Below are 22,596 nucleotides of genomic sequence, written 5' to 3' on the forward strand. Positions count from 1 at the left end.
TCTTGCCTTCCCGCTTTCTTCCCGGCTCGATTTGCCTCCCCCTAACGGATCCAGCACCTGCATGGCTGCGACGACAAATAATTTCGATGGACTTCGCGTGGCCGCTTTGGAAAGCCGACGGGCCGACGACATGACGCGGCTGATCAGCAAATTCGGGGGCGACGCCTTTGTCAGCCCATCGATGCGGGAGGTGCCGATCGAACCCAATCGGGCGGCGATCGACTTTGCCTATCGGATCATCACGGGCGACATCAGCATCGTGATTTTGATGACCGGCGTGGGATTTCGGTACCTGCTCAAAGCCACCGAAAAGCACGTCGAACAACAGCGTCTGATCGATGCTCTCAGCGATATCACGACGATCTGCCGGGGCCCGAAACCGGTGGCGGTGATGCGAGAGTTTGGACTGAAGCCCACTCACCGCGTGCCGGAGCCGAACACCTGGCGGGAACTGTTGCAAACCATTGACGCTGGCATCCCCATCGCCAATCAGACAATCGGAATCCAAGAGTACGGCGTCAGCAACACGCAGTTGATCGCCGGCTTGGAAGCTCGCGGTGCGATCGCCGAATCGGTCAAAGTTTACGGCTGGGAATTCCCCGAAGACACACAGCCTCTGAAGGCCAACACGCTGGCGCTCGCGGAAGGCGAACGAGACATCTTGCTGGTCACGAGTGCTCACCAAGTCGTCAACTTGCTCCGCATGGGCGAAGAACTCGGGATCACCGATTCACTTCGTGAGGGGTTGTCCAAGACGGCGATCGTGTCGATCGGGCCCACCACCAGCGACATGTTGCGAGAGCATGATCTGGCCATCGCGATGGAACCGTCGCATCCCAAGATGGGGCACCTGGTCAGTGAGGCGGCTCGCGATGCCAAACGCTTGGTCGACGAGGTTCGATCTGAATCGTCGGCCACTCGAACGCCCAACTCTCAAACGTCTGTCTCTCTGCGGGCAGATGATTCCAGTCTCATTTCTGCTAGCAAGACGCCCATGCCTGCCATCGATGACCACCCCTCCCAGTCCAGTTTGTTCATGCGTGCCTGTCGTGGTGAGCCCACGCCTCGCACACCGGTTTGGATGATGCGGCAAGCCGGTCGCTACATGCAGGAGTACCGCGCCGTTCGTTCGCAGCAATCGTTTTTGGAACTCTGCGCCAATCCCAAGTTGTGCAGCGAAGTGATGTGCACCGCGGTCGAAAAGCTCGATGTCGACGCGGCAATCATCTTTTCGGACTTGTTGCCGATTTTGGTCCCGATGGGATTCGATTTGGAGTTCGTCAAAGGCGACGGCCCAGTCATCCACAATCCGGTTCGTTCGGCGGCGGATGTGGACCGGGTCAAAGGCCTCGACAACCCGCAGGACCTCGGCTTCGTCTATGAGACGGTCAAGCAAACGCGAGCGGACCTGCCCGAAGGCATCCCGTTGATCGGATTCGCGGGGGCTCCGTTCACTCTGGCCAGTTATGCCATTGAAGGTGGGGGCAGCCGGCAATACAGCAGCACGAAAGCTTTGATGCGTGCTGCCGATGGTGGCTGGGCCGCACTGATGGATCGTTTGACCGACGCGATCATCGTTTATCTGAATGAGCAGGTTGCCGCCGGAGCCCAGTGTGTGCAATTGTTCGACAGTTGGGCGGGTTGTTTGTCACCAGCCGACTACCGCGAATTTGTGTTGCCATGGATGAAACGCATTTTGGAAGGCGTGACTCCCGGCGTGCCCTTGATCAACTTTGCAACCGGCAATCCGGAGTTGTTGCCCTTGCTGCGTGGCGATCGTCGCACCGTGGTGGGAGTCGATTGGCGAATCGAACTGGATGTGGCTTGGAAACGTGTTGGGCATGACATCTCCGTCCAAGGCAACTTGGACCCGTCGGTGTTGCTGACCGATGCCAAGACCATTCGCGCGGCAGTGCAAGATGTTTTGAACAAGGCCGGCGGTCGACCCGGACACATCTTCAATCTCGGCCATGGCGTGTTGCAGCAAACGCCGGTTGAGAATGCCATTGAGTTGGTCAAGGCCGTGAAAGAACTCTCGGTGCGAGATGATTTCTCAGCCGAAGATGGTGGAACGGATTCGTGAGCGAACCGTCTCGTGTCGTTTGCCCGTTGTGTCCACTGCACTGCGACGATGTCGTGGTGAATGCGGACGGATCGGTTCAAGCAAACGGGTGCGAGATCGCCGAGTCGGCAGGTTCGTTGATGAACCAAATGGCTCGCGCAGACGAGGCGACGTTGGCCCCGATTGCTGCCTGTGAGCAACCCATTCGCGTGATCACTTCGGGCGTGGATTTGGTCGCGGCTCGGCAATTGGTCCAGTGGCAATCCGACGGTGCGATCGCAGTCGAAATCGAATCAGATCCCTCGGTCCAGGCCATCGGGACGGTCACACGTCGTGATGGAATCGTTGCAGCAACGCTGTCCGAGGTCGTCGCGCATGCCGACTTGGTTTGGTTGATCGGCGAAGTCAATCCGGCTTGGCCTCGTTTGGAAGAGAAGCTGCGTTTGGAGTCCGTTGGTTCCGGTGCATCGGTTGGCAAACGCCATGGGAAGCGTTGGGAACGATGGACGGCCGATTTCGCGGGGCGGATGCATCACGCAATCGAGCACCCGGAGGCGACCGAAGAAGGTTCGGAGTTCCAGACTCGGTCTTCGCATTTTCGCGACAGTCAGTACGCGGCGATCGTGATCGGTCCCGGAGCGTTTGACGCGGACGAAGCGGAGATGACCGCCGCGATGGTGGCGCGAATCATCCGCCGCCGCAACGAGTTGGCTCGCTGTGTTTGCGTGACCTTGGATCCCGCTGCGACGCTGCGAAGCGTTCATGCCTGGCGGACGAATGAATCACTTGCGCCGATGATGTCTGGTTCAGAAATCGATTCCACTTCTGTGATTCGGTTGGTGGGGATTGGGCATCGAAGGTCCGGCGATCGACCGGTCGATCTTCAGATTGGTGGGCATGACCCAGGGGAGGAGCAGGCCAAAGCGTTCTTGCCCGCGAGTCCCTGGACAACTTCCATGGTCATCCGAGGCGACGGATCCGTGACCCTGCCACTTCAAGTGCCAGACGCTCTGTCAGTCGAGTCCCCCACCGCCATCGAGCAGCTCCAAAAGGTGCTTCGAGAGACCGGTCAGGCAATTTGCTAGGTTGACGTTGTGGCTTCGAGTCAAAGTCGTGTCAGCGATTGGGAGCTCAGCGAACGTTCGAGTTTCGTTGGTCGAGGCTCACGCAAAATCCACAATTCTGGCAAATGCAATGGAGAGGGAGTCGTGTTCAAGCAAGAAGGCTACGACCTGATGGGGGCCGCATTCGAGGTCTACAACGAGCTTGGCTATGGAATGGCAGAGGAAATCTATCAGTCCGCTTTGGAGGTGGAACTCGGATTGAGGGGGATCTCATTCGTTGCCCAAGCTGAACTAAGCGTGTATTTCAAGGGGCATCTTTTGACTCCGAAGTACCGACCAGACTTGCTGGTTTTCGGAGGAATCGTGGTGGAGTTGAAGGCTTTGAAAGAACTTTGCTCTGAACATGAAGCTCAGTTGTTCAACTACATGCGAATCGCGCGGATGCGAGTTGGTTACCTCATCAACTTTGGAAAGAAAGGTGACTTGGAATGGAAGCGATTCGTGATCGATGATTTGCATTCCCAACGAAGTCATTGAGGTGGTGGACGCCGGGGGGGAACACTAATCTTCTCTCATCGCACACTAATGGTTGTGAATTGGGTCGGATTGCCTCGGAGATGAGTGTGCGATTAGCGTCGATTAGTGTTCTTTGAATTCATCCGGCAGGCTATCTGAAGCGTGTGCAAGAGGTGTGATCGCTTGGAGGGGCTGCCGCTGTTTGGTGCTTCATGAGTGCTGCTCGTGCGACACCTCATGAGGTGAAATGGCGGAAGGGAGGGGAACACTAAACTTCACTCATCGCACACTAATCGTTGGGGACTGGGCGTGGTTGCCCCAGAGATTAGTGTGCGATTAGCGTCGATTAGTGTTCTTTGAATTCATCCGGCAGGCTATCTGAAGCGTGTGCAAGAGGTGTGGTCGCTTGGAGGGGCTGCCGCTGTTTGGTGCTTCACGAGTGCTGCTCGTGGGACACCTCATGAGGTGAAATGGCGGAAGGCAGGGGGAACACTAATCTTCACTCATCGCACACTAATGGTTGGGGACTGGGCGTGGTTGTCTCGGAGATGAGTGTGCGATTAGCGCCGATTAGTGTTCTAGAAACAGTCGTCGACGGTAGATTCAAGACCGGCGTTGTCATTCGCTTTCGGATCGCTGTTTGAGGTCGTTTAGCATGGCGTGCCAGAAGGCTTTGGGGTCTTCGGTTGATTGTTGGTACATCGACAGTTTGGGCAATGAGTTGACCAGACGCTCCAGTCGATCGTGGGCCTGTGCGGGCTGTTCGACGTGAGTGGTGTAGACGGATGCCAGTCCTTCCTGGAGACGTTGCTGAAGATAGGTCAGCGGGTGAAGCCATTCCGCGTTCTGGCTCGCTTGGTATTGGCGATCCATTTCTTGGAAGCTGCGGTCGAGATGGAAGGCGATCAGCGAAGGAGCTTTCGGATCGATCGCTGTCAAGGCTTGGACCACGTCGTTGAGGGACGAATCGTCCATCGAGTACCAATTGAAACGCGGGTGTGCGAGCGTTTCCGCTGCGAACTCGATCGGGAACTGAACACGCCCTTCCCTTCGCATCTCGATGGCGGCGAGATAGAGCTCGGTGGGCAAAATCCAATCAGGTGGATTGGGGGTGGTGTTGGCCTGGGGGCCACCGCCGAAACCGCCCATTGAAAACCCGTAAACCGCGTTGGGATCGGCGTAGTCCCATTTGGTTTGCCCTGTCTCGGGATCGACCTCTCTTTGTTCGTACTTGGCAACCGCCTCATCGACCTGCTCTTCGACGTAGTCAGCGATCCATGCTGGAGGGGATATCTGTGGGCCCGATTCCTGGACGATTCGAACAGCAATTGCCCAGGCCGTTTCACGAGCGATATTAGCTTCCTCTGATGGGCTTCGCGGGTGAGGGGTGGATGTGGCTGTTGCTTCCTTGACAACTGATTTCAGGCCAGCGGATGCCGATCCAATCTCCTGAAGGAGAGTTTCGATGTAGGTTCTTCCTTCCGATTTCTTGCTTTTCGATGCGAAGAAAACTTCAGCCGACGACGCTCTGTGGGGGGAACCAGTGTTGTGGTTCAGATTCATCACAAAGTTTCTGAGTTGTAGGATGCTCGCGATCCTAGCCTTCTGATTGCCATGGGCTAGCTTCAGGCCGATCGTTTGCACTCCGGGAATCGGGAAATAGTGCTTGTACGACTCCTGGAGATGTCCCATGAATTGCCGGTCAATTGGAGGGGAGCTACTGAAGCCGCCACCCATGAATCCGCCGTGTTCAACCGGAGGGGCGACGTGCCACGTTCCGTATTCATCGGTTAGATCGAGTGTTGCTTTTGCCGCTTCAGCACGTCTTGATGTGCCACGAGAAAGTCGTTCCACGGCTCGCATGGCTCGACCGATAGCTCCTATTTCTTTTTCGCTTGCAAGTGTTTCAAGCCATGCGTCGAGATTCTTTCCTTCGTAAACGATGTCGCGGTTTGTATTTGCAAAGTCCAATTTAGAATCCTCGCGGGATCTCTTTTGAAGCGTCGCCGTGGGGAGTGGGCTCTCGTTCTCCTCCACCGCAACCTTGGTGTCGTTCCCGTCTGTGGTCACCGTCACCAGACCCTTGTCGGTTTTGATTTGAATCACGACCGTTGCGAGCAAGACGGCTGCCGCGAACCATCCCAGCGGACCCATCCATGCGGTCCAGGTGTGTTTGCCGTCGCCTGGTGGCGGTGAAGCGGGATTTGTCGCCAGTGGGAGCAATGGTGTGATCGGTGCATCGGATGCAGGTGTCGATTCCGCTCGCTTGAGCAAGGCTTTTAAGTTGGCGTCGCCGGACCAGGTCGCCAGTCGCTCGGCAACGATTGACCCGCTGGGACGTTGGTCGGGTTGCCGGTGCATCATTTGACCGACGAACGATCCCAATTCTGTTTCGACCGACGGTTCCAAACTGCTCAGCGGAGGCGGAGTCGATCGATTGGACTCGCTCGTGATCGCCAACACTCGTGCTGCCAGGCCGCCTTCGTTTGCGTGCGGCCAACGGCCTGAGATCAGACGGTAGAGGGTCGCACCAAGAGAATAGATGTCCGACGCCGGTTGGACTTTTCGGCTGTCGAGCAACTGTTCGGGCGACATCGCGGGCAAGGTGCCCATCAGGTGTCCCACCGTTGTGAGTCGGTCGTCCGTTGCTAGCGGATCGTCGCCCGCCAGGACCAAACCCAGGTCCAATAGTTTGACAGTTCCGTCTCGCGTGAGCATCAAATTCGATGGTTTCACATCGCGGTGGATCAAACCCGTTTCATGCACATGCGTCAGTGCCACGGCGGACTGGCGAGCGATCTCGCAGGCGTCGGCGACCGGCAGCGATCCTAACCGATGAGCGATCTTGCCGACGTCCATGCCGTCCAAGTATTCCATCACCAAGTAGTGCCAACCGGAATGAGTTCCCGCATCGGTGGCACGGACGATTCCTGGATGTTCGAGAGACGCGACGGTTGTCATTTCTCGATCGAAACGATCCAGCCATCCTGGTTCCATGACTCGGTGAGGCGGCAGCAACTTGATCGCACATTGTCGTTTCAGTCGGTTGTGGCGAGCCAAGCAGACCATGCCCATTCCGCCCTGCCCGAGTTGCCCGAGGATCTCGTACGGACCGATTTGGTCGATGGGCAGGTCGGCGGCAGTATTGGGAACCGGGACGTTTGCGGTCATCAATTGAGCGACCGCGAATTGGCAGGCCGATTCGGCCAGGACAGAGTCTTCCTCTGAGTCCGCTTTGGCAATTGGAGACAACGCGTCCCACTTTTCCGGGATGCGCGACTGACATTGCTCGCACTCATCGACGTGCTTGGATGCCGAGTCGAACTCCTCACTGGACAGTTGTCCGTCGAGCAAACGGTTCAATTCTTCGACACTCAGACAATCGGTGCTGGTGGCAATCATGACGGGCTTTCGGTGCGAGGGATCGATTGGTTGACCACACAACGCTTGGATGGGGCGGCGATTGGACACCTCAGCGATGAAAATCTTCCAATTCTTTTCGCAGTCGTTGCAGCACCCGGGCGCGAGCCTTGTAGACCGTCCATCGACTGACGTTCAGTTCGCTTGCTACCGTCGCGGGATCGCAGCCTTCGACGGCGGTCCGCCAGAACATCTGCCAGGTCTTGGGATCGGTTGATTGCCTCAGGACTTGCAGCATGCGGTTCTGAATCGACTGCACATCGTCGGCCAGTTCGCTGGGCGGATCAGAGCTTTCTCGCTCGGCCCACTGCAACGCTTCGCCATCGAGCACGAGCGGAGACCGTTGGTCGGCACGTTGGCGATCGCGAAGTTTGTTGCGAGCGATCGTCCACAGCCATCCGCGAAAAGTGGCGCCCGTTTGGTCCAGGTTGAACCGTGGGAGAGCCTTGGCGACCGCGAGAAACGTTTCTTGCATCACGTCCGCCGCATCGGCCGACTGAGCTCCGCATCGGCGGATCCATCGGTAGACGATCGGTCCGTAGACCTGGACCAACATCTGCCAGCCCTCATCGTCGCCGTGCCGGGCTCGTTCGAGCAAGGAGGGATGAGTCGATGGTTCCTCGACGGTGCCGCGGTTCATGAGCTGGCCTGATCAGTGGACGAACGAGTTTGCGAGAGCCGAACCGGCATCCCGCAAGCGTTTCTTCCAAGATAGCAGCCTGGTTACTCGGCAAGGCGTGGAGGCCTTCTCACCCTCCGCATCCACCACAGCCTCCGCACCCGCCTCCACAGCCCGCATCGCCCCCGCCTCCGCTGAAGTCGAAACTGCTGCCTCCGTCTCCGCTGCTCCAATCGATCCATCCCGTTGAGCTGGACGCGTTTTGGGCAGCCTGGAGCTCTTCCCCGTACAACATGTCGTTGGCAAAAAGTTCCGAGGGATCGGTGAGCACGTAGGCGGCCACTGCGGGACCCCAGCATGCCAGGCAGGGCAACTCATCCACGTCGCCTCCGTCGCTTTGGTGAGCTGACTTCAACCCCGTTTCGGGATAGCTTCGCTGCGATCGTTCTTGGACCGATTTGCCCAAGGAAGTCAAACGCTCACGACCCGCCATGTGAAACGCGACTGCGAACCCGACGGTCGCGATGACCATCTCCAAAACGAGAAAGCCAATTGGGCGATCGTTTTGGATTCCCTGCATGCACCTGAGTCCACCCACGGCCAGCAAGATGCCCGCCAGCCCCAACGCACCCACATGAAAACGCTTGCGTTGTTCGGGCGATCTCAGCAACCCCGATTCACGCATTTGTGATTCTGCATTGGTCGCGGTGGAATGGATCGCCACCAGCAATCGTTGGAAGGATTGCGGAGCGTTGCTGGAAGCCAGGTAGTCGGTGGTCGCCTTCATCGCACCGGCGGCGACCGGATCATCATCGTGTTGGGCTTGCAGTGCCCCGCGGTCAAGGATCGTGAATCCATGTTGATCGCAACGGACGATGCCGCGCTTTTGTAGCGCCACCAGAGTTGTTTGCAGCAAACGTTTTTTGCCTCCTGCCAGGATCGACAGTTGCCCCCAGCCAACTTTGGTAAGAGCGGAAGGATTGGATGACCAGCCGTTGCTGATGTGAAACCAAACCAACAGGTAGACAAAGCCGACGACGATTGCCGCTCCGTACAACGCAAGGAAGGTGGGACCATCCAGATTGAATGGGAACAACGCCGCGAAAGGTGTCGCAGCCAATCCCGCGATTGCGAGGTGCGATCCTTGCAATGACTTGCCAGTCAAGTTCGGCTTGGGAATCAGCCAGAACTTGCGTCGGTCAATGCGAAGTGACGCGATCGATTGAGCGAAGCGTTCTTCCGTCGGCGGCCAAATCTCCACCGGGGCTTTGCCAAATGCCCGCTCATAAGATGCAAGCGTTTGTTCGTATTGGTCTTGGTAGCGGACACGTTCTTGGGAGCCACCTTTGGTCGGGCCGTGATGAAGCGGTGATGGCAGGACTTCTTGGCACAAGTCCACCCAATAGTTCTCGGTGTAGACCAAGTGTTGATGCCAAACTTGATCGACCGCGTCCGATGGGGTCACACAGTGACCCGCGGTGGCTGCCAAATACAGAAACCTTCGGTACTCGTCGATGCAGTGACGGGCGTGTTGGATGCTCCAATCGTTTTCTCGGGCCAATCGTTGCGAAAACGAGAGACCCCGAGTGGGCGGATCGGCGGTCCAATCCGCTGATTCGCCTCCAATCGGAAAATGAAGAAGTTTCTGCCACAACGCGTCATTCGTGACGTTTTCATGCATTGTTTTCATCATTGAGTTCCTCCAACACAGAAGGGCACGTACCCAACCCAAACGAGGCGCTCGCGAAACGGATTTTGCAGATGCGGAATGCACGGTGAATGTCCGCCGATTCGGAAATCACCGGCGAAACATCGCGTGAAAACAACGGACGTAGTGGACGAGGCAACGAGTCCCAAGCGGAGGGACGCGTTGCCTCGTCCACTACAAAACGGGCACTTCTTCCTTACGCGATGCTAAGATGTTCCCCGATGGATTGCGATTGAAAGGTGTTTTTGGTGCCGGTCGCAAGTTGCCCCCGCCGAATCGAGGAAGTCCCATGTTTGCCTGGAAAGATCCATTCTTTCGCCGATTGTTCGTCGCTTGGTTGCTTTGTTCGCTCATGACAGTGACAGCGTCGGCACAGTCGCCAAGCGGGAAATTATCCGTTGAACAGGACTCAACCGCCACGGTTGCGCTGACCTCTGACATGGCAGGTCAGTGGGCGAATTTGGTGCTGCATGGCGTCGACACGGAGTTTCCAAACAAGCTGTCGCTGGTCTATTCCAACCCCGATCAAATCGGCACGCCCAAAGAACACTTTCCAGCGTTCTACGGATGCTTTGATTGGCACAGCAGTGTGCACGGTCACTGGGTGTTGGTGCGTTTGCTGAAGCAATCTCCCGAGATGCCCGCGGCCACCAAAATTCGCGAAACGTTGGCTCGGCATTTGACGGCTGAGAACTTGAAACGCGAAGCGGAGTTCTTTGCTCGCGAGGAGAACAAGTCCTTTGAACGCATGTATGGCTGGGCTTGGTTTCTGCGTTTGGCGATGGAGTTGGATTCGTTCGACGATGACGATGCCGTCCAGTGGCGCGGGGCACTTGAACCGCTTGAGGAATTGTTGGTTGAAAGGATCACCGCTTACCTGCCGCTGTTGACGTTCCCGATTCGAACGGGCCAGCATCCCGACACGGGGTTTGCGCTGGGCCAGGTGCTGGACTACGCGAGGTCTCGTGACCTGGATGAGTTGGAACAATTGGTGATCGCGCGGGCTCGCGATTTCTATTGGACCGACATCGATTACCCGGTTCAGTACGAACCGTCCGGTCATGACTTCTTCTCGTCGGCGTGGAACGAGGCGGACTTGATGCGGCGAGTGCTAACGCCGGAGGAGTTTTCAGACTGGCTGAACACGTTTGTTCCAAAACTAAAGCAGCAACTCACCGATGGGACGATCTCGCCGGTCAGCGTCAGCGATGTCACCGACGGCAAACTGGTTCACCTCGCCGGGTTGAATCTCAATCGTGCCTGGTGTCTGCAAGCGGTTGCGAATCATTTGCCGGAGCAGCATCCTCTGGTGAATGCCATTCGAACCAACGCGAGAGAACATTTGGTCGCGGGATTGGCCTACATCAACAGCGGTCACTACGAAGGCGATCATTGGTTGGCCACGTTTGGGTTGTATGCGATCAGTGGAGTTGGTCAGTGATCAGCCGTTGCGACATCTTCCTTTTGACCGCACCAACACAAGCGTGAACCGATGAAATCGATCTCCAAGTCCAATCGCCGCTGGTGGCGGCCGCTGGTTTCAATCGGCTGCGGTTTGCTGTGCTCGATGTTCTTTCTGGCGGCGATGATTTGGGGAGGCCAGACGGCATTCGAATTCTCTCGAATGGTCAGTGACGCGGTGATGCTGCGGGAGGGCGGACCGCGGTTAGGGGCACGGGAGCTGTCAGGCGACGTGGTGTTGGTGTCCTACGGTGAATCCAGTGCGACGCGGTTGGGGAAGAAGCCCGACCTGGAGACCGATCGGAAGCTTTACCAGACCCTGATGGACGCCGATGCGAAGGTGGTGGCGGATCTGCGGAACCTCGTCTGCACCGATCCGGCCGATTTCGAAGCGAACGTGCGGCCGACATTGGATTTGATTCAAGAGGTGGCACCCGATGGCAATCTGGCTCGGGATGTGTTTTTGACGCTGGATGTCGACTACGAAGTTGTGGGGAGTTACCACGATTGCATCGTGCACCATGGGATGAGTTTCAAATCACCGACGATGGCCAATCGCCATTCGCGGATCTTTCCCATCGCGATGCACGATTACTTTGCACTGCGTGAGACGACCCCATTTTGGGCTGTGCAGCGGTTGACCGGCCAGCCAAACGGTGGCGAAGCGGGGTTTTACCAACGGCTTGATCAGGCGGGGTTGGTTCAGCACTGGTTGGACGTTTTTCCCGAGATGGGCGATCTGCTGCAACTTTCCGGCGGAGAGGAAGCGATCACCCCCAATCCAACTTCAGCGGACTATCAGGTTGGTGACCAGGAGGTCAGCTGGATCAGTTTCGGGAGCGAGTTTCCGACCGTGTCTCCAGCCGGTGTTTGGGTCGACTATGGGTTCAATCCAGGCGAACTGACCCGTCTGGAATATGGCGATTTGGTCGAGGGTGATTTCGATCCCGAATTGGTTCGTGGCAAGGCGGTGTTGATCGATTTGGAACTGTCGTTTGTCCCCGCCTCGGATCGATATGACATTCCCATTCGCGACCGGCAAGCGGACGCGTTGGATGTCACGGGGGTTGCGATGGAAACGTTGCTGAACGGTGTCACCATGCATTTGACGGCGTGGTACGTGACACCGTCGCTGCTGATTGGATTCAGCGTTTTGGGTTGCGTGATCGCGGCCCGTTTTCGGGCTCGTTGGGCGTTGCTGTGGGTGGCGTTGTTGTTGCTGGGGTACCTCGTGATCTCCACGGTTGCGTTCCGTGATGGATGGTTCCTCGACATGGCCTTCACGCCCGTTTCGATTTTGGTGGCGGGAGTGCTGGGCGTTGGCATTCGATACTTCGAAGAAATTCGTTGGCGTCAGCGAATCACGGATTTGTTTGGTCGCTATGTGCCGCGGGCGGTGGTCAATCAATTGGTCCAACAGTCCGAGTTGCAGTCGATCGTTGTCGGAGGTGTGACTCGCGAAGTAACCGTCATGTTTGCCGACATTCGGGGCTTCACGCAGTTTTCTGAACGCCTGCAACCGGAAGACGTTTTGGAAAAACTCAATGAGTTGCTGGAGGTGATGGTCCGGTGCACCTTTGAGGAGGAGGGCACGGTCGACAAGTTCATTGGGGATGCGATCTTGGTGTTGTTCAACGCGCCACTGGATCAAGCCGATCACGCAGAGCGGGCGTCGCGAGTTGCGTGGCGGATTCAAGAAGCGTTGCGATCGCACGAGAGTGGTTTGTCGATTGGGATCGGGATCCACACCGGGCAGGCCGTCGTCGGCAACGTCGGCACGCCACAGCGAATGGAGTACACCGCGATTGGGAACACCGTGAACGTCGCGTCGCGATTGTGCGATCGAGCCGCGGCGGGCGAAATCGTGGTGTCGGGTGAAGTGGCCCGTCAGCTCAGCGGTTCGTTTGAGCTGGAAGCCAACGAGCCCATGCAGGTCAAAGGCATCGCGGAGTCACTGGCGACCTCGAGACTGGTCGGTTTCGAAAACGCCGCTAGTGCATGAGGGAACGATAGCCGCAGGCAAACAGCAGCAGCCCAGCGATGGCCAGGTCCATTCGCGAAATTTGGTGGCTGGTTCCTTTGAAACGCAACCAGTCGAGCAAACGACCGGTCGGGCAACCCAGTCGGCAGTAGGCCATCGGAACGAAGCAGGCGATCGCGAGCGTGCTGATCGTCCAGGCGATCGCGGACCACGATGCCAAGTGCCAAAGGTAGCCGTGAAACGGTTCGACAAAGGAGACATCGGTGGCGGGACGAATGAGCAAAGCGAGGTAGACCAACAGCAGAGTCACCGCGGGCAAGAATCCCAACGGCAGGGAAAGCCACGATGGGAGGTTCCACTTCAAACGTGAATCGCGGCTTGGCCGGATCAACTGTTGGGCAGCTCCGTGAGGGCAGAGGTGGTTGCAGTAAGGGTTGCCCCGCCGCGTCGGCGGGATGACCACGGAGACGATCGCCAGTGCGACCAAACCCAAGGCGAGTTGCCAGGTGACTCCGGAGGTGGCCCAACCGGCCAGCAACGCGAGCGACAGAAGGTTGCCAGCGTACAGACCGATGACCAACCAGACGGCGAAAAGCCAAAAGCGACGCAGCCAGGTTTTCCGCATCACTCCGAAACGAATCAGCAGCGGCAACAGGACCAACGCGACGAGCGTGGCGATGTCAGCGTCGGACAGACGAGTCGTTTGGATGGATTCTTGGAACGCATGCAGTCGCTTTTGAAAAGGTGTTTGCCCGAGCGTTTTCCATTCCTCATCTGCCAGCAATTCGGCCGCGAATCTTGGCAGCGTGTAAGCGATGGCCATGCTGGTCATGGTGGCTCCGGAGACGCCTTCGACCTCTTCGGCGGGAGGATCAAACGCCGCGAGTTCTTCCAGCGTCAGGCCTTCAAACCGTTTCCAAAACGAACGCTCCTGGCGGACGTAATCGACGTAGGGTTCGTTGTCGAAGGAGTGCCGGATCTTGGGCCGCAAGAGCCGATGTTCCAGATCCAATCCGATCAGAACGCTGGTCGGACCTTGGTAACCGATCTCGTCATCGACCAACGCACCGGTTCGAATCAGGTATCCAAGCGTCGTTCCGTTTTCGTCCTGCACCACCGCCATGCGACCGCCCTGGATTTGGGAGGCGGCGGGAAAGAAACTTTGGGCTTCGGCCAGTGTCAGAGGTTCTGGGAAGATGAGCGATCCAGGGGCGGTTCCAAGACGCTTGAGGATGCCACCCGCCATCGCCAGACTGGTCAGCGTTGCTCCGCTGACGCCATCGATCTTGGGGACGCTTCCGTCTTTCAGTGTTCCGCCCCAGGTCAACCCGCTGAATTGTTGGAAGAACTCGGGGGAGTTTTTGACAGCGTCGATGTGCTCATCGGTGTCATGGCTCTGCAGGACCGAGACCGAACGCACGACGTTCTGCTGATCGAACAACAGCAGAGCCTCGGTTGGCCCGCGATAACCGACGAACGCATTGGCTTCGGGCAAGGTTCTGGCCACGGAACCAAGCGGGATTCGATCGGCATCCGAGATCGCCCACCGACCGCTTTCGTCCGGCGTGTCGGCGATGGCATGAGCAGCGGGTTCCAAACGCTGGATTTGTTCCAGCGATGGTTGAGACGCCACATCGATCCGTTGATGCGGCGACGGTAGACAGCCCAGCAATCCGATCAGCATTCCGATCCGGATTGCATGCAGCACGCGTCCTCGCCGGGCGCTCCGCTGCCCGGGCGTGGTTGGGGCATGAGAGCCGACTGCTATCGGCAGGCTTCTCCCGGACTGTTCGAGTTTTGAGGGGGCAGCGATTTTGGTGTCCGCTAATTTTTGGCTCGAATCAACAAGTCACGTTTTCCCAAGTTGGTTTTGGGAAGTGCCGTTCGCGTGACGGACTATACGACAAAACATGTGTCTTGAACGCAGCGGGCCCCCCTCACCCGGATCTCGCTGGACGCTCGGTCCGACCTCTCCCCCAACTTCGTCGGGGGAGAGGTGACAGCTGAGGAATCGTAAACGCTGCGTCTGTCTCGAGTTGATCAGCCTCGGTTTGGCTCAAGGTCGTTTGACCCATCCGATCGCGTCGAGGTGCACCGTGCCGCCCGAGTCTTTGGCAGAGAAGTCGACGGTCACTTCGGCGCCTGCGGGCAAGAAGTACTTGCCCGCCGGAATCGCACCGCCCTGCGAGTCGCGTTGGTTGATCCGAACGGTTTTCGGTTCTTGGCCGGGTGCGGTCACGGTGATTGCCAGCTTGGTGGCACGATTCTCATGAGGAGCACTGTAAATTTGCAATTCGTACTGACCAGCTTCCTTCAACTTGGTTTGGAAGGTCGCCGTGGCGTCGGAGTTGGCCGATGCGTAGCGGTATTCCCAACCGACGTAACCCTTGAGTCCTTGCCCCTTGGTCCAGTTGCCTGTCGTTTTGGCTTGCCGGTCATCGATCACGATGCCGGGCAGTTTCTCAGGGTCCAGGCCTGACATGGGGCCAAAGGGGCCGGCTTTTTCCATCGCATCGTCCGGGATCACGATCGTCGCGGAAGGCGTGCTCCGGCGAGCCTTGCCAGGCAGTTCGAGCAATTCCAGCAGGTCGTCCAGGTGGTCTTCGTAGATGTCGCGAGGCGTGCAGTCATTCAGCGTGCAGAGCGAGGCCGCTTTGCCGACGACTTCACCCATCATGCCGCACGTCTTCATCACGCGGACGGTGCCAAGCGCTTCGTGGGTGACGCTGATGCAGCGACCGGCCATGAACAAGTTGTCGACGTTGCGGCTGTAGAAACAGCGATACGGAACCGGATAACCGTACGAGCGATCCACGCGGCGATCGTGCACCGCGATGCTGATGAAGGGGTTCTCAGGGAACTTGGTGGCGTATTCTTTTTTGGGATAGTGCAAATCGATCGACCACGTGCTGGGGACGCAGCCATCCGGGAATTCGCGTTTGCTGACGACGTCGTCCTGATTCAAGACCACGTCACCGAGCAGTCGACGACTCTCGCGAGGGCCACCAATGTAAGCCACCCAGGTCAATTGGGCGTTCGCATGATCGGTGGCACCGTCGCCATTCTTCATCGCATTGAACGCACCGTAGACGGCTCGCAGGTTCCAGTCGCGAATCGCTTCGGCGTCGCCGAGTGGATCGATGTCAAAACCGCTTTCCCAGAACCATTGGCCATGGTGGTCACGTGGGTAGGGAAAATCGTCCATGCTCAGTGGCAATGCCCAAGGCGTGGCGGGGAATTCAGGAGCCTGCTGGACTTCGTCCCAACGCCACATGTTGCTCATGCCCATGCGGCCCTTGTCGGTGATGTCCAAGTCGGCGTTGGCCCATTCGCCGATCCATCCATGGCCGGTGCAGTCGACGAAACGGTCGCCGGCAACCCGCAGGTCTTCGCCGGTTTTGGTGTTCAAGGCCAGGACGTGTTCGATCTGCTTGGTTTCGCTGTCCGCTTTCATCTTCACCGCATAGGCGTGATGGTTCAGCAGCAGATCGATGTTCGGTTCGGCTGTGACGACTTCTTCTTTTTGTTCATCACCGAATTCCTCGTAGGTGCCGGGGGACTTGGTGGCTTTGTCAGAGAACTCTTCGACGATCTCACCAATGCGAGGGAATTTGCCGCGACGGATGTTGCCCATCGCCCACACTCGCACTTCGCTGGAACCGTTGCCGCCCAACACGCCGCGGTCTTGAATCAATGCCACGCGGCATCCCATTCGGGCCGCCGAGATTGCCGACGCCATTCCAGCGTAACCACCACCCACGACGACCAAGTCGTAAGGGCCTTTGGTGACAGGTTGCTCTGGCAATCCCAGTTGGGTTCGGCGCCATGGCGACAAGACGTCGTCCACTGCGGGCGGTGTTTCGTCCAGTTCGGTGGTCAGATAGATGCAATCGCAGCGACCATCAAAACCGGTTTGATCTTTCAGCGATAGCGTGTGGTCACCCTTGTCCAGCGAGACCACGCCGCCATCCTGCCAGTCCCAGTTGGCATGTTGGGTGCCAAAGGTGGTGTCCAGTTTTTTGCCATCCACACGGAGTTCGAATTTTCCGGGGGAAGGAGCCGCGTCCCAGCGACGAACCCAGTCAATTGTGCGAACCCAGACGCGGTACTTGCCGGACTCGGGGATCGTCACGTTGGTGGTCGCATCATCGACCGGTTGACCCAGTCCATGAGCGATCAAGTACGGCGATCCCATTTGCTGGATGAATTGGGTGTCCAACTTCCATCCACCGTGGGTGTCAAAGCTCTCGGCTTCGACAAACACATCCGCCGCTTGCGCGGTTGCGGTCGCGATGGTCACGGAGGCCAACGCAGTCAACGCGATGCGAAGCCAAACGGGGGCGGATTGGCGGTTCGAATCCGATGGTCGGGAGCTCTGGTGGGAATGCATTCCAGGGATCGTTTCTCGTTGTGGGGTGGGTTTGCAAGGTGGGATGGGGAACCCAATGAGCAGGTCGGCAGGAGTCGTTTGGAATTGGGACTGATTTGGCAAGCGTTGTTGCTTGCACGTAGAACCGGGGCTAACGCCCAAACGGCTCACATCGTTGTGCCTGATCATTCCTGCTGGACCTGCTTAGGACTGAGCGGAAAATAAGTGGCATCGGCTTCTAGTGGTCTGTCACAGCTAAAAGTTAGGGTTGATCGTAGTGGACGAGGCAACGAGTCCTTGGATTTTACGCCAGTTCAGGACTCGTGGCCTCGTCCACTACCCTAAAAACAAGTCCTGACAGACCACTAGCCTGTGATTGCGCGGAACACAGGCTGGAAGCCTATGCCACACTTTCTTTTCGACACTTATTCTTCGCTCGTTGCTTATCATAGCCAAAGGTGGCTTTTTGTTCGCCCATCTCACGGGCTGACGGCAAGAAATTTCCCGTCCGAGCGAGACTCACTTCAGAACCTTGATCTTCGCGATTGGCCAGCGAATGACGGGTTCATTTTGGGATGACAGCAGTCTTAGATTTCGAATTTGAGCCAGCCCTTTTCCCTCACTGACGTCCAACCGCAATCGATAGATTTGGGTGGCGTCACCGAGAGCAATCGTGTGCGAATGCCATTGCCCATCGGATTCAATTTCGATCGGGATGTGCTGACCTTTGGGAAGCGATTGTTCGGCGCGGGTTGTGTAGAACACTTCTCCGTTGCCTTCGGCTTCGCTCAGCAGATCAAACGCCAATCGGTACGGGCCCGGTGGCAGGTTCTCCGGCAGATGATCGATCGCGATTCCTGGATCGTCCCCGGTGAACGTCAGGTGCAACTCCGATTCGCGACGTTGAAGTTGCGTGTTCTTGCGGGCTCGGATGGGATCGCTTGCTTTTTTGGGAGTGTTGGCTTTTGACTTGGGTGTCTTCTTCCGGCCGACGCTGCCTCGGACGTTGTTCATCGGGTCGACTGAGAAGTCCGTCCACTCCGGGTGAGTGGCTGTCATCGAAATCGGCTCCTCGGATTCAGTCCCGAATTTGGGGTCGAAGGTTTGGGTGTGCAGCACCTCCTTCGCCATTTCGTTCCATTTGAGTGCCATGCGAGTCAGGCGATCGCGGTGCTGGGGAGCGAGGTTGTGCTGCTCGATTCGATCGGACGCGATGTTGTAAAGCTCCCAAGGGTTCTGCCGGAAGCTCACGATCTTCCAGTCGCCATCGCGAAGGCCGCGATCGGATGAAAACAGCAAGTGAATGGGGTGCTCACGTTCGATGGTTTCGCCTTCGAAGATCGGCAACAGCGATTGGCCCGAAACCGGTCGTAAATCACGATCGGCGAACTCGCTTGGGATCTTGCTGCCGGCCGCATCGGCGATGGTCGGCAGAATGTCGATCAAGTGAGCCGGGCTGCGCTCGATGCTGCCAGCCTTGGTTTTCAGACCCGCTGGCCAATGAACGATGGCCGGTGTGCTGATCCCGCCTTCGGTTTGATTTTGTTTGTACAACCGGAACGGTGAGTTGCGAGCCCATGCCCATCCGGTGGAATCGCTCCAAGAGACATCGCCGCTGGTGGGTTCGGCTTCGATCTTCTGGCTGACTCGATCGTATGGGCAAGCACCGTTGTCGGAGACGAACCAGATCAACGTGTTGTCAAGTTCGCCGGTCTCATCAAGGTGTTCGATCAACCGGCCGACTTCTTGATCCACGCGATCGATCATGCCAGCCAAGGCCGTCATGCGTTTGTTTTCAAACTCCTGGCGTTTCTCTGTCAACGTCTCCCAAGCCGGGATGTGCGTGGGTCGCTCGCTAGGTTGTGGTGTCTTTGGCAACAGGCCCAGTTCGTGTTGGCGCTGGACACGTTGCTCACGGATTTTGTCCCAGCCCTCGTCGTAGCGGCCTTTGTACTTGGCGTAGTCTTCCGGCAAGGCTTGCAGTGGTGCGTGCGGCGCATTGAAGGCGAGGTAGAGGAACCACGGATCGGTGGTCTGTTCGGCTTCGTTCAGGAACAGCATCGCATAATCGACATCCGCGACGGTGGTGTAGAAGTCCTTGTCTGGAACGATCCACGGTTCGCCGTTCAAACGGAATGTGTTGTCGCCGCGAAAGTAGTTGCAGGCGCCGCTGAGGTGACCGAAGTAGCGTTGGAATCCGAAGTCGGTGGGCTGTTTGTCGAGGTGCCATTTGCCGGACATGGCGGTGAAGTAGCCATCGGCTTGCAACACTTCAGCGGTGGTGACGGCATGGGACAGCGAGGTGTCTCCTGCCGCGATGCAGTATTGTCCGGTCAGCAACGACACGCGTGAGGAATGACATTTGGCGGTGTTGTAGAACTGCGAAAAACGCAATCCGTTGGCTGCCAATGCATCCAAGTTGGGTGTTTCGATCTCGCTGCCGTAGCACCCCAGATCGGAATACCCGAGGTCATCGACCATGATCAACAAAACATTGGGACGCGGAGGTTGAGTGTCCTCGTTCTCAGCACCGTGGGCGAAATTCGCGACGCTGAAACAGAGCGTCAAGAGTGCGGTGCAGGAGATTCGCGTAGCGTTCATTGCGTGTTTTCCTAGGTCGTCGTTCATTGCCTTGGTCGGCATGTTAATCTGAAAAGGATCGTGGCAACCCTGCCGAACTCACTTGATGACCAAAGATTAGAACCGAAATATGAACCTCGCGAGGCTGGTCCCATCTCAAACGTCGTCTCGATTCCTCCGGTCTTTCCCGCGTTGGGCTGGGGTGTTTTGCTGGATCGTCGTGAGTTGCCAAATCGTCTCAGGGGACGACTCGAACAAAGCCGGTTCGTCCGTCAGCAGCGAGGCACTCCGACCCAACATCATTTATGTGATGGCCGATGACCTTGGATACGGCGACCTGGGGTGCTACGGCCAAACTCGGATTCAGACGCCGCATCTGGATCAAATGGCGGCGGATGGAATTCGATTCACCGATCACTACGCCGGACACACCGTGTGTCGCCCTTCACGCTTGACGCTGTGGACGGGCAAGCATGTTGGCAGCACCGGGCTGATTGGCAATGCGGCTCGCAACCTGACGGGTGAGCAACCGACCGTGGCCTCGTTGTTGAAACAAGCTGGGTACGCGACGGGCGGGGTTGGCAAGTGGGCACTCGGGAATGTGAATGTTCCCGAAGAGATCGAGAACCCGGGCCATCCGCTCGCCAATGGATTCGACGCTTGGACGGGCTACATGAACCAATCCAATGCCCACAATTACTACCCGCCGTTCCTGTGGAAAAACTACAAGCAGAGTTTCTATCCCGGCAACTTGATCAGCACCGACCCGATCGCTCGCGGTCGCGTTGCGGTCAAACGAGAAACGTACTCGCACGATGTGATGACCGACGCTGCGTTTGATTTCATTCGCGAGCATCAGTCCGACCCTTTCCTATTGCATGTTCACTGGACGATCCCGCATGCCAACAACGAAGGCGGTCGATTGAACGGCGACGGGATGGAGGTGCCGGACCATGGCATCTACGCCGATCGTGATTGGCCCAATCCAGAAAAGGGATTCGCGGCCATGATCACTCGGATGGATCGAGACATGGGCCGCATGATGGACCTGCTCGAGGAGCTGAACCTGTCAGAAAAGACGTTGGTGATTTTCACGTCCGACAACGGGCCGCATCACGAAGGTGGCCACAGCGATTTGTTTTTCAACAGCAGCGGTCCGCTTCAAGGCAGCAAGCGTTCGATGCATGAAGGAGGGATCCGAGTCCCCTTCATCGCGAAATGGCAGGGCGCGATTGAGGCGGGAAGCATCAGCGATCATCCCTCTGCCTTCTGGGATTTTTTGCCCACTGCGTGTGAGCTCGCTGGTGTGGACCCGCCTGCGGAAACCGATGGGATTTCGTACTTGCCGGCATTGCTGAATCAACCTGAGAAGCAAACCAAGCACCGCTATCTGTACTGGGCCAGCAGCGAAGGGCCGACGTCGGTCGGGATCCGCTCCGGCCGCTGGAAAGCGGTGAATTACCCTGGCAAGACCAAGCAACGACGCAGCGGGAACGGCAAGCCGATGGTTCGGGAAGACGGCTGGAAGTTATTTGATCTGACCACGGATCCCGGGGAACAGCGGGATGTGGCGAAGGAGCATCCGGAGGAACTCGAGCGGTTGGTCGAGATGGCTCGGGAAGATTCGCTGTTTTAGGCAGTTTGGGCATTCGCTCCGGTTGTACGTGGGAACTTTGGCTCACGCTGGGCTGTCCAGTCTTTGGTGCCGACGGCTTCTTTTGGACGTCTGTTCTTATTCCGATTTCAGTCTTTCTTCATCCCGGTAGGGATGCAAGATGGTAGCCGGGGGTTGCTGCGTAGCAGCGTACCCCCGGAAAGCGAGCCTCCCAAAAACACTCTCCATCCCGCCGTGGCCAATGGCCACGGCGGGATGGAGAGTGGCGGTGTGGGAGATTTTGCCTGGAACGTGATCCGTGGATTTTTTGCTGTGCGATCCACCGTCGCAATTAGGATGGCATTGGAAGAGTCGTGTACAGGATCGACTCTCTCCGATCCCACCTTTTTGACCCACCTTGGAAGATCGACACCATGATGAAGACATCGGCCGCCGCAATCACGTTGGCCCTCTCGTTTTCCGTCCCCACTTTCGCAGGCGATTGCTTTCTTCGGAAATCGTGCTCGCCGAGCTGCGTTCCAGTGACCGCCTGTTCCACCGAAGTGACGAGCTGTTCGTCGGTTGCCGGTGGGATGACCACGCATGACATGGGTGGAATGGACAACCCCAGCCAGCTGAACGTCGCTCTGACGACCGAACTGGTGGCTCTTCGCGAGCAGGTTGCCGAAGCCAATCAGTCGCTGGAAGAGAAAGACGCTGCGATCGCGGAAGCAAATGAGAAGGTCGCTTCATTGGAAGAGCAGATCGCTGCCTTGAAAGCCGATGTCGCAGCCCAAACTGAGCGAGCCAAGAAGGCTGAGAAACAGTCTGACGCCGCTCGGGAGTTGGCCGAGCGAGCCCAGACGATCGCTCAGCAACAACAGAAAAGGCTTCAGCAAGAAGTCGAAACGCTGAAGAAAAACATGGAAGCTCAAACGAGCAAATTGAAACAGCAGCTCACCAGCACCCAAGCGGACTTGGACAAAGCCAACCAGGCATTGGAAAAAGAACGTAAAGAACGAGAAGAAGAGCGTCGTCAGCAAGAACAAAAAGCGACGCCTGCTCCCGTGGTTCAGCCCAAAGAAGACGAAGCACCTGCTTCGGAAGGTGACCAGGAGCCAGCGGAAGACGATTCCGAAAACTGATTTCGCGGTCACGCAACAGAACTGAATTTCAAACGGCCCGCCAACTTCGATGCTCCGACAGGAGCCGAAGTGGCGGG

At 57.5% G+C, this 22,596-nt stretch carries 13 protein-coding genes; 7 read left to right on the forward strand and 6 right to left on the reverse strand.

Annotation, left to right across the window (positions count from 1 at the left end; translation table 11 throughout):
* The first annotated feature begins 61 nt into the window (after positions 1 to 61).
* From hemE to RISK_RS01105, 3 genes are all read left to right on the forward strand, one after another.
* Positions 62 to 2,083, forward strand: a complete 2,022-nt coding sequence (hemE, locus tag RISK_RS01095; RefSeq protein ID WP_047812404.1) for a uroporphyrinogen decarboxylase — start codon at positions 62 to 64, stop codon at positions 2,081 to 2,083.
* Positions 2,080 to 3,147 carry a molybdopterin-binding domain-containing protein gene (locus RISK_RS01100; RefSeq protein ID WP_047812405.1) on the forward strand — a complete coding sequence of 356 codons (1,068 nt, stop codon included), beginning with the start codon at positions 2,080 to 2,082 and terminating at the stop codon, positions 3,145 to 3,147. The genes hemE and RISK_RS01100 overlap by 4 nt, the downstream gene beginning before the upstream one ends.
* 123 nt (positions 3,148 to 3,270) lie before the next feature.
* Positions 3,271 to 3,663: a GxxExxY protein gene (locus RISK_RS01105; RefSeq protein ID WP_083434715.1), complete on the forward strand. Its 393-nt coding sequence runs from the start codon at positions 3,271 to 3,273 to the stop codon at positions 3,661 to 3,663.
* A 597-nt stretch (positions 3,664 to 4,260) separates the two neighbouring features.
* Here the strand turns inward: RISK_RS01105 and RISK_RS01110 are convergent.
* From RISK_RS01110 to RISK_RS01120, 3 genes are all read right to left on the reverse strand, one after another.
* Positions 4,261 to 7,044 carry a serine/threonine protein kinase gene (locus RISK_RS01110; RefSeq protein WP_047812427.1) on the reverse strand — a complete coding sequence of 928 codons (2,784 nt, stop codon included), beginning with the start codon at positions 7,042 to 7,044 and terminating at the stop codon, positions 4,261 to 4,263.
* Between the two features lie 70 nt (positions 7,045 to 7,114).
* Positions 7,115 to 7,702: an RNA polymerase sigma factor gene (locus tag RISK_RS01115; RefSeq protein WP_047812406.1), complete on the reverse strand. Its 588-nt coding sequence runs from the start codon at positions 7,700 to 7,702 to the stop codon at positions 7,115 to 7,117.
* A 109-nt stretch (positions 7,703 to 7,811) separates the two neighbouring features.
* A complete protein-coding gene (locus tag RISK_RS01120) occupies positions 7,812 to 9,374 on the reverse strand; it encodes a TIGR04222 domain-containing membrane protein (protein ID WP_047812407.1) in 1,563 nt (520 codons plus the stop codon).
* A gap of 304 nt (positions 9,375 to 9,678) precedes the next feature.
* On the opposite strand from RISK_RS01120, the gene RISK_RS01130 reads away from it, so the two are divergent.
* Together RISK_RS01130 and RISK_RS01135 are read left to right on the forward strand one after the other, a co-directional pair.
* Complete coding sequence (locus RISK_RS01130) at positions 9,679 to 10,830, forward strand: DUF2891 domain-containing protein (RefSeq protein ID WP_047812428.1); 1,152 nt, start codon at positions 9,679 to 9,681, stop codon at positions 10,828 to 10,830.
* Positions 10,831 to 10,881: 51 nt separating this feature from the next.
* The gene (locus RISK_RS01135; RefSeq protein ID WP_047812409.1) at positions 10,882 to 12,852 is read left to right on the forward strand and encodes an adenylate/guanylate cyclase domain-containing protein; all 1,971 of its coding nucleotides are present in this window, start codon (positions 10,882 to 10,884) and stop codon (positions 12,850 to 12,852) included.
* On the opposite strand, the gene RISK_RS01140 is transcribed toward RISK_RS01135, so the two are convergent.
* The 3 genes from RISK_RS01140 to RISK_RS01150 all read right to left on the reverse strand — a co-directional run bounded on the left by RISK_RS01140 (position 12,842) and on the right by RISK_RS01150 (position 19,843).
* Positions 12,842 to 14,539 (reverse strand): FMN-binding protein, encoded by a 1,698-nt coding sequence (locus tag RISK_RS01140; protein ID WP_236695926.1) that lies wholly within the window; start codon positions 14,537 to 14,539, stop codon positions 12,842 to 12,844. The two genes, RISK_RS01135 and RISK_RS01140, sit on opposite strands and share 11 nt — an antisense overlap.
* 348 nt (positions 14,540 to 14,887) lie before the next feature.
* Positions 14,888 to 17,221, reverse strand: coding sequence for an FAD-dependent oxidoreductase (locus RISK_RS01145; RefSeq protein ID WP_236695927.1), 2,334 nt, complete (start codon positions 17,219 to 17,221; stop codon positions 14,888 to 14,890).
* 498 nt (positions 17,222 to 17,719) lie between these two features.
* The gene (locus tag RISK_RS01150; protein WP_047812412.1) at positions 17,720 to 19,843 is read right to left on the reverse strand and encodes an arylsulfatase; all 2,124 of its coding nucleotides are present in this window, start codon (positions 19,841 to 19,843) and stop codon (positions 17,720 to 17,722) included.
* 157 nt (positions 19,844 to 20,000) lie between these two features.
* Between RISK_RS01150 and RISK_RS01155 the strand changes: the two genes are divergently transcribed.
* Positions 20,001 to 21,416, forward strand: a complete 1,416-nt coding sequence (locus tag RISK_RS01155; RefSeq protein ID WP_236695928.1) for an arylsulfatase — start codon at positions 20,001 to 20,003, stop codon at positions 21,414 to 21,416.
* A gap of 392 nt (positions 21,417 to 21,808) precedes the next feature.
* Entirely contained in the window at positions 21,809 to 22,519 is a 711-nt protein-coding gene (locus tag RISK_RS01165) for a hypothetical protein (RefSeq protein ID WP_236695929.1), read from the forward strand.
* Positions 22,520 to 22,596 lie beyond the last annotated feature (77 nt).

This window comes from Rhodopirellula islandica (assembly GCF_001027925.1).
Classification (GTDB): Bacteria; Planctomycetota; Planctomycetia; order Pirellulales; family Pirellulaceae; genus Rhodopirellula; species Rhodopirellula islandica.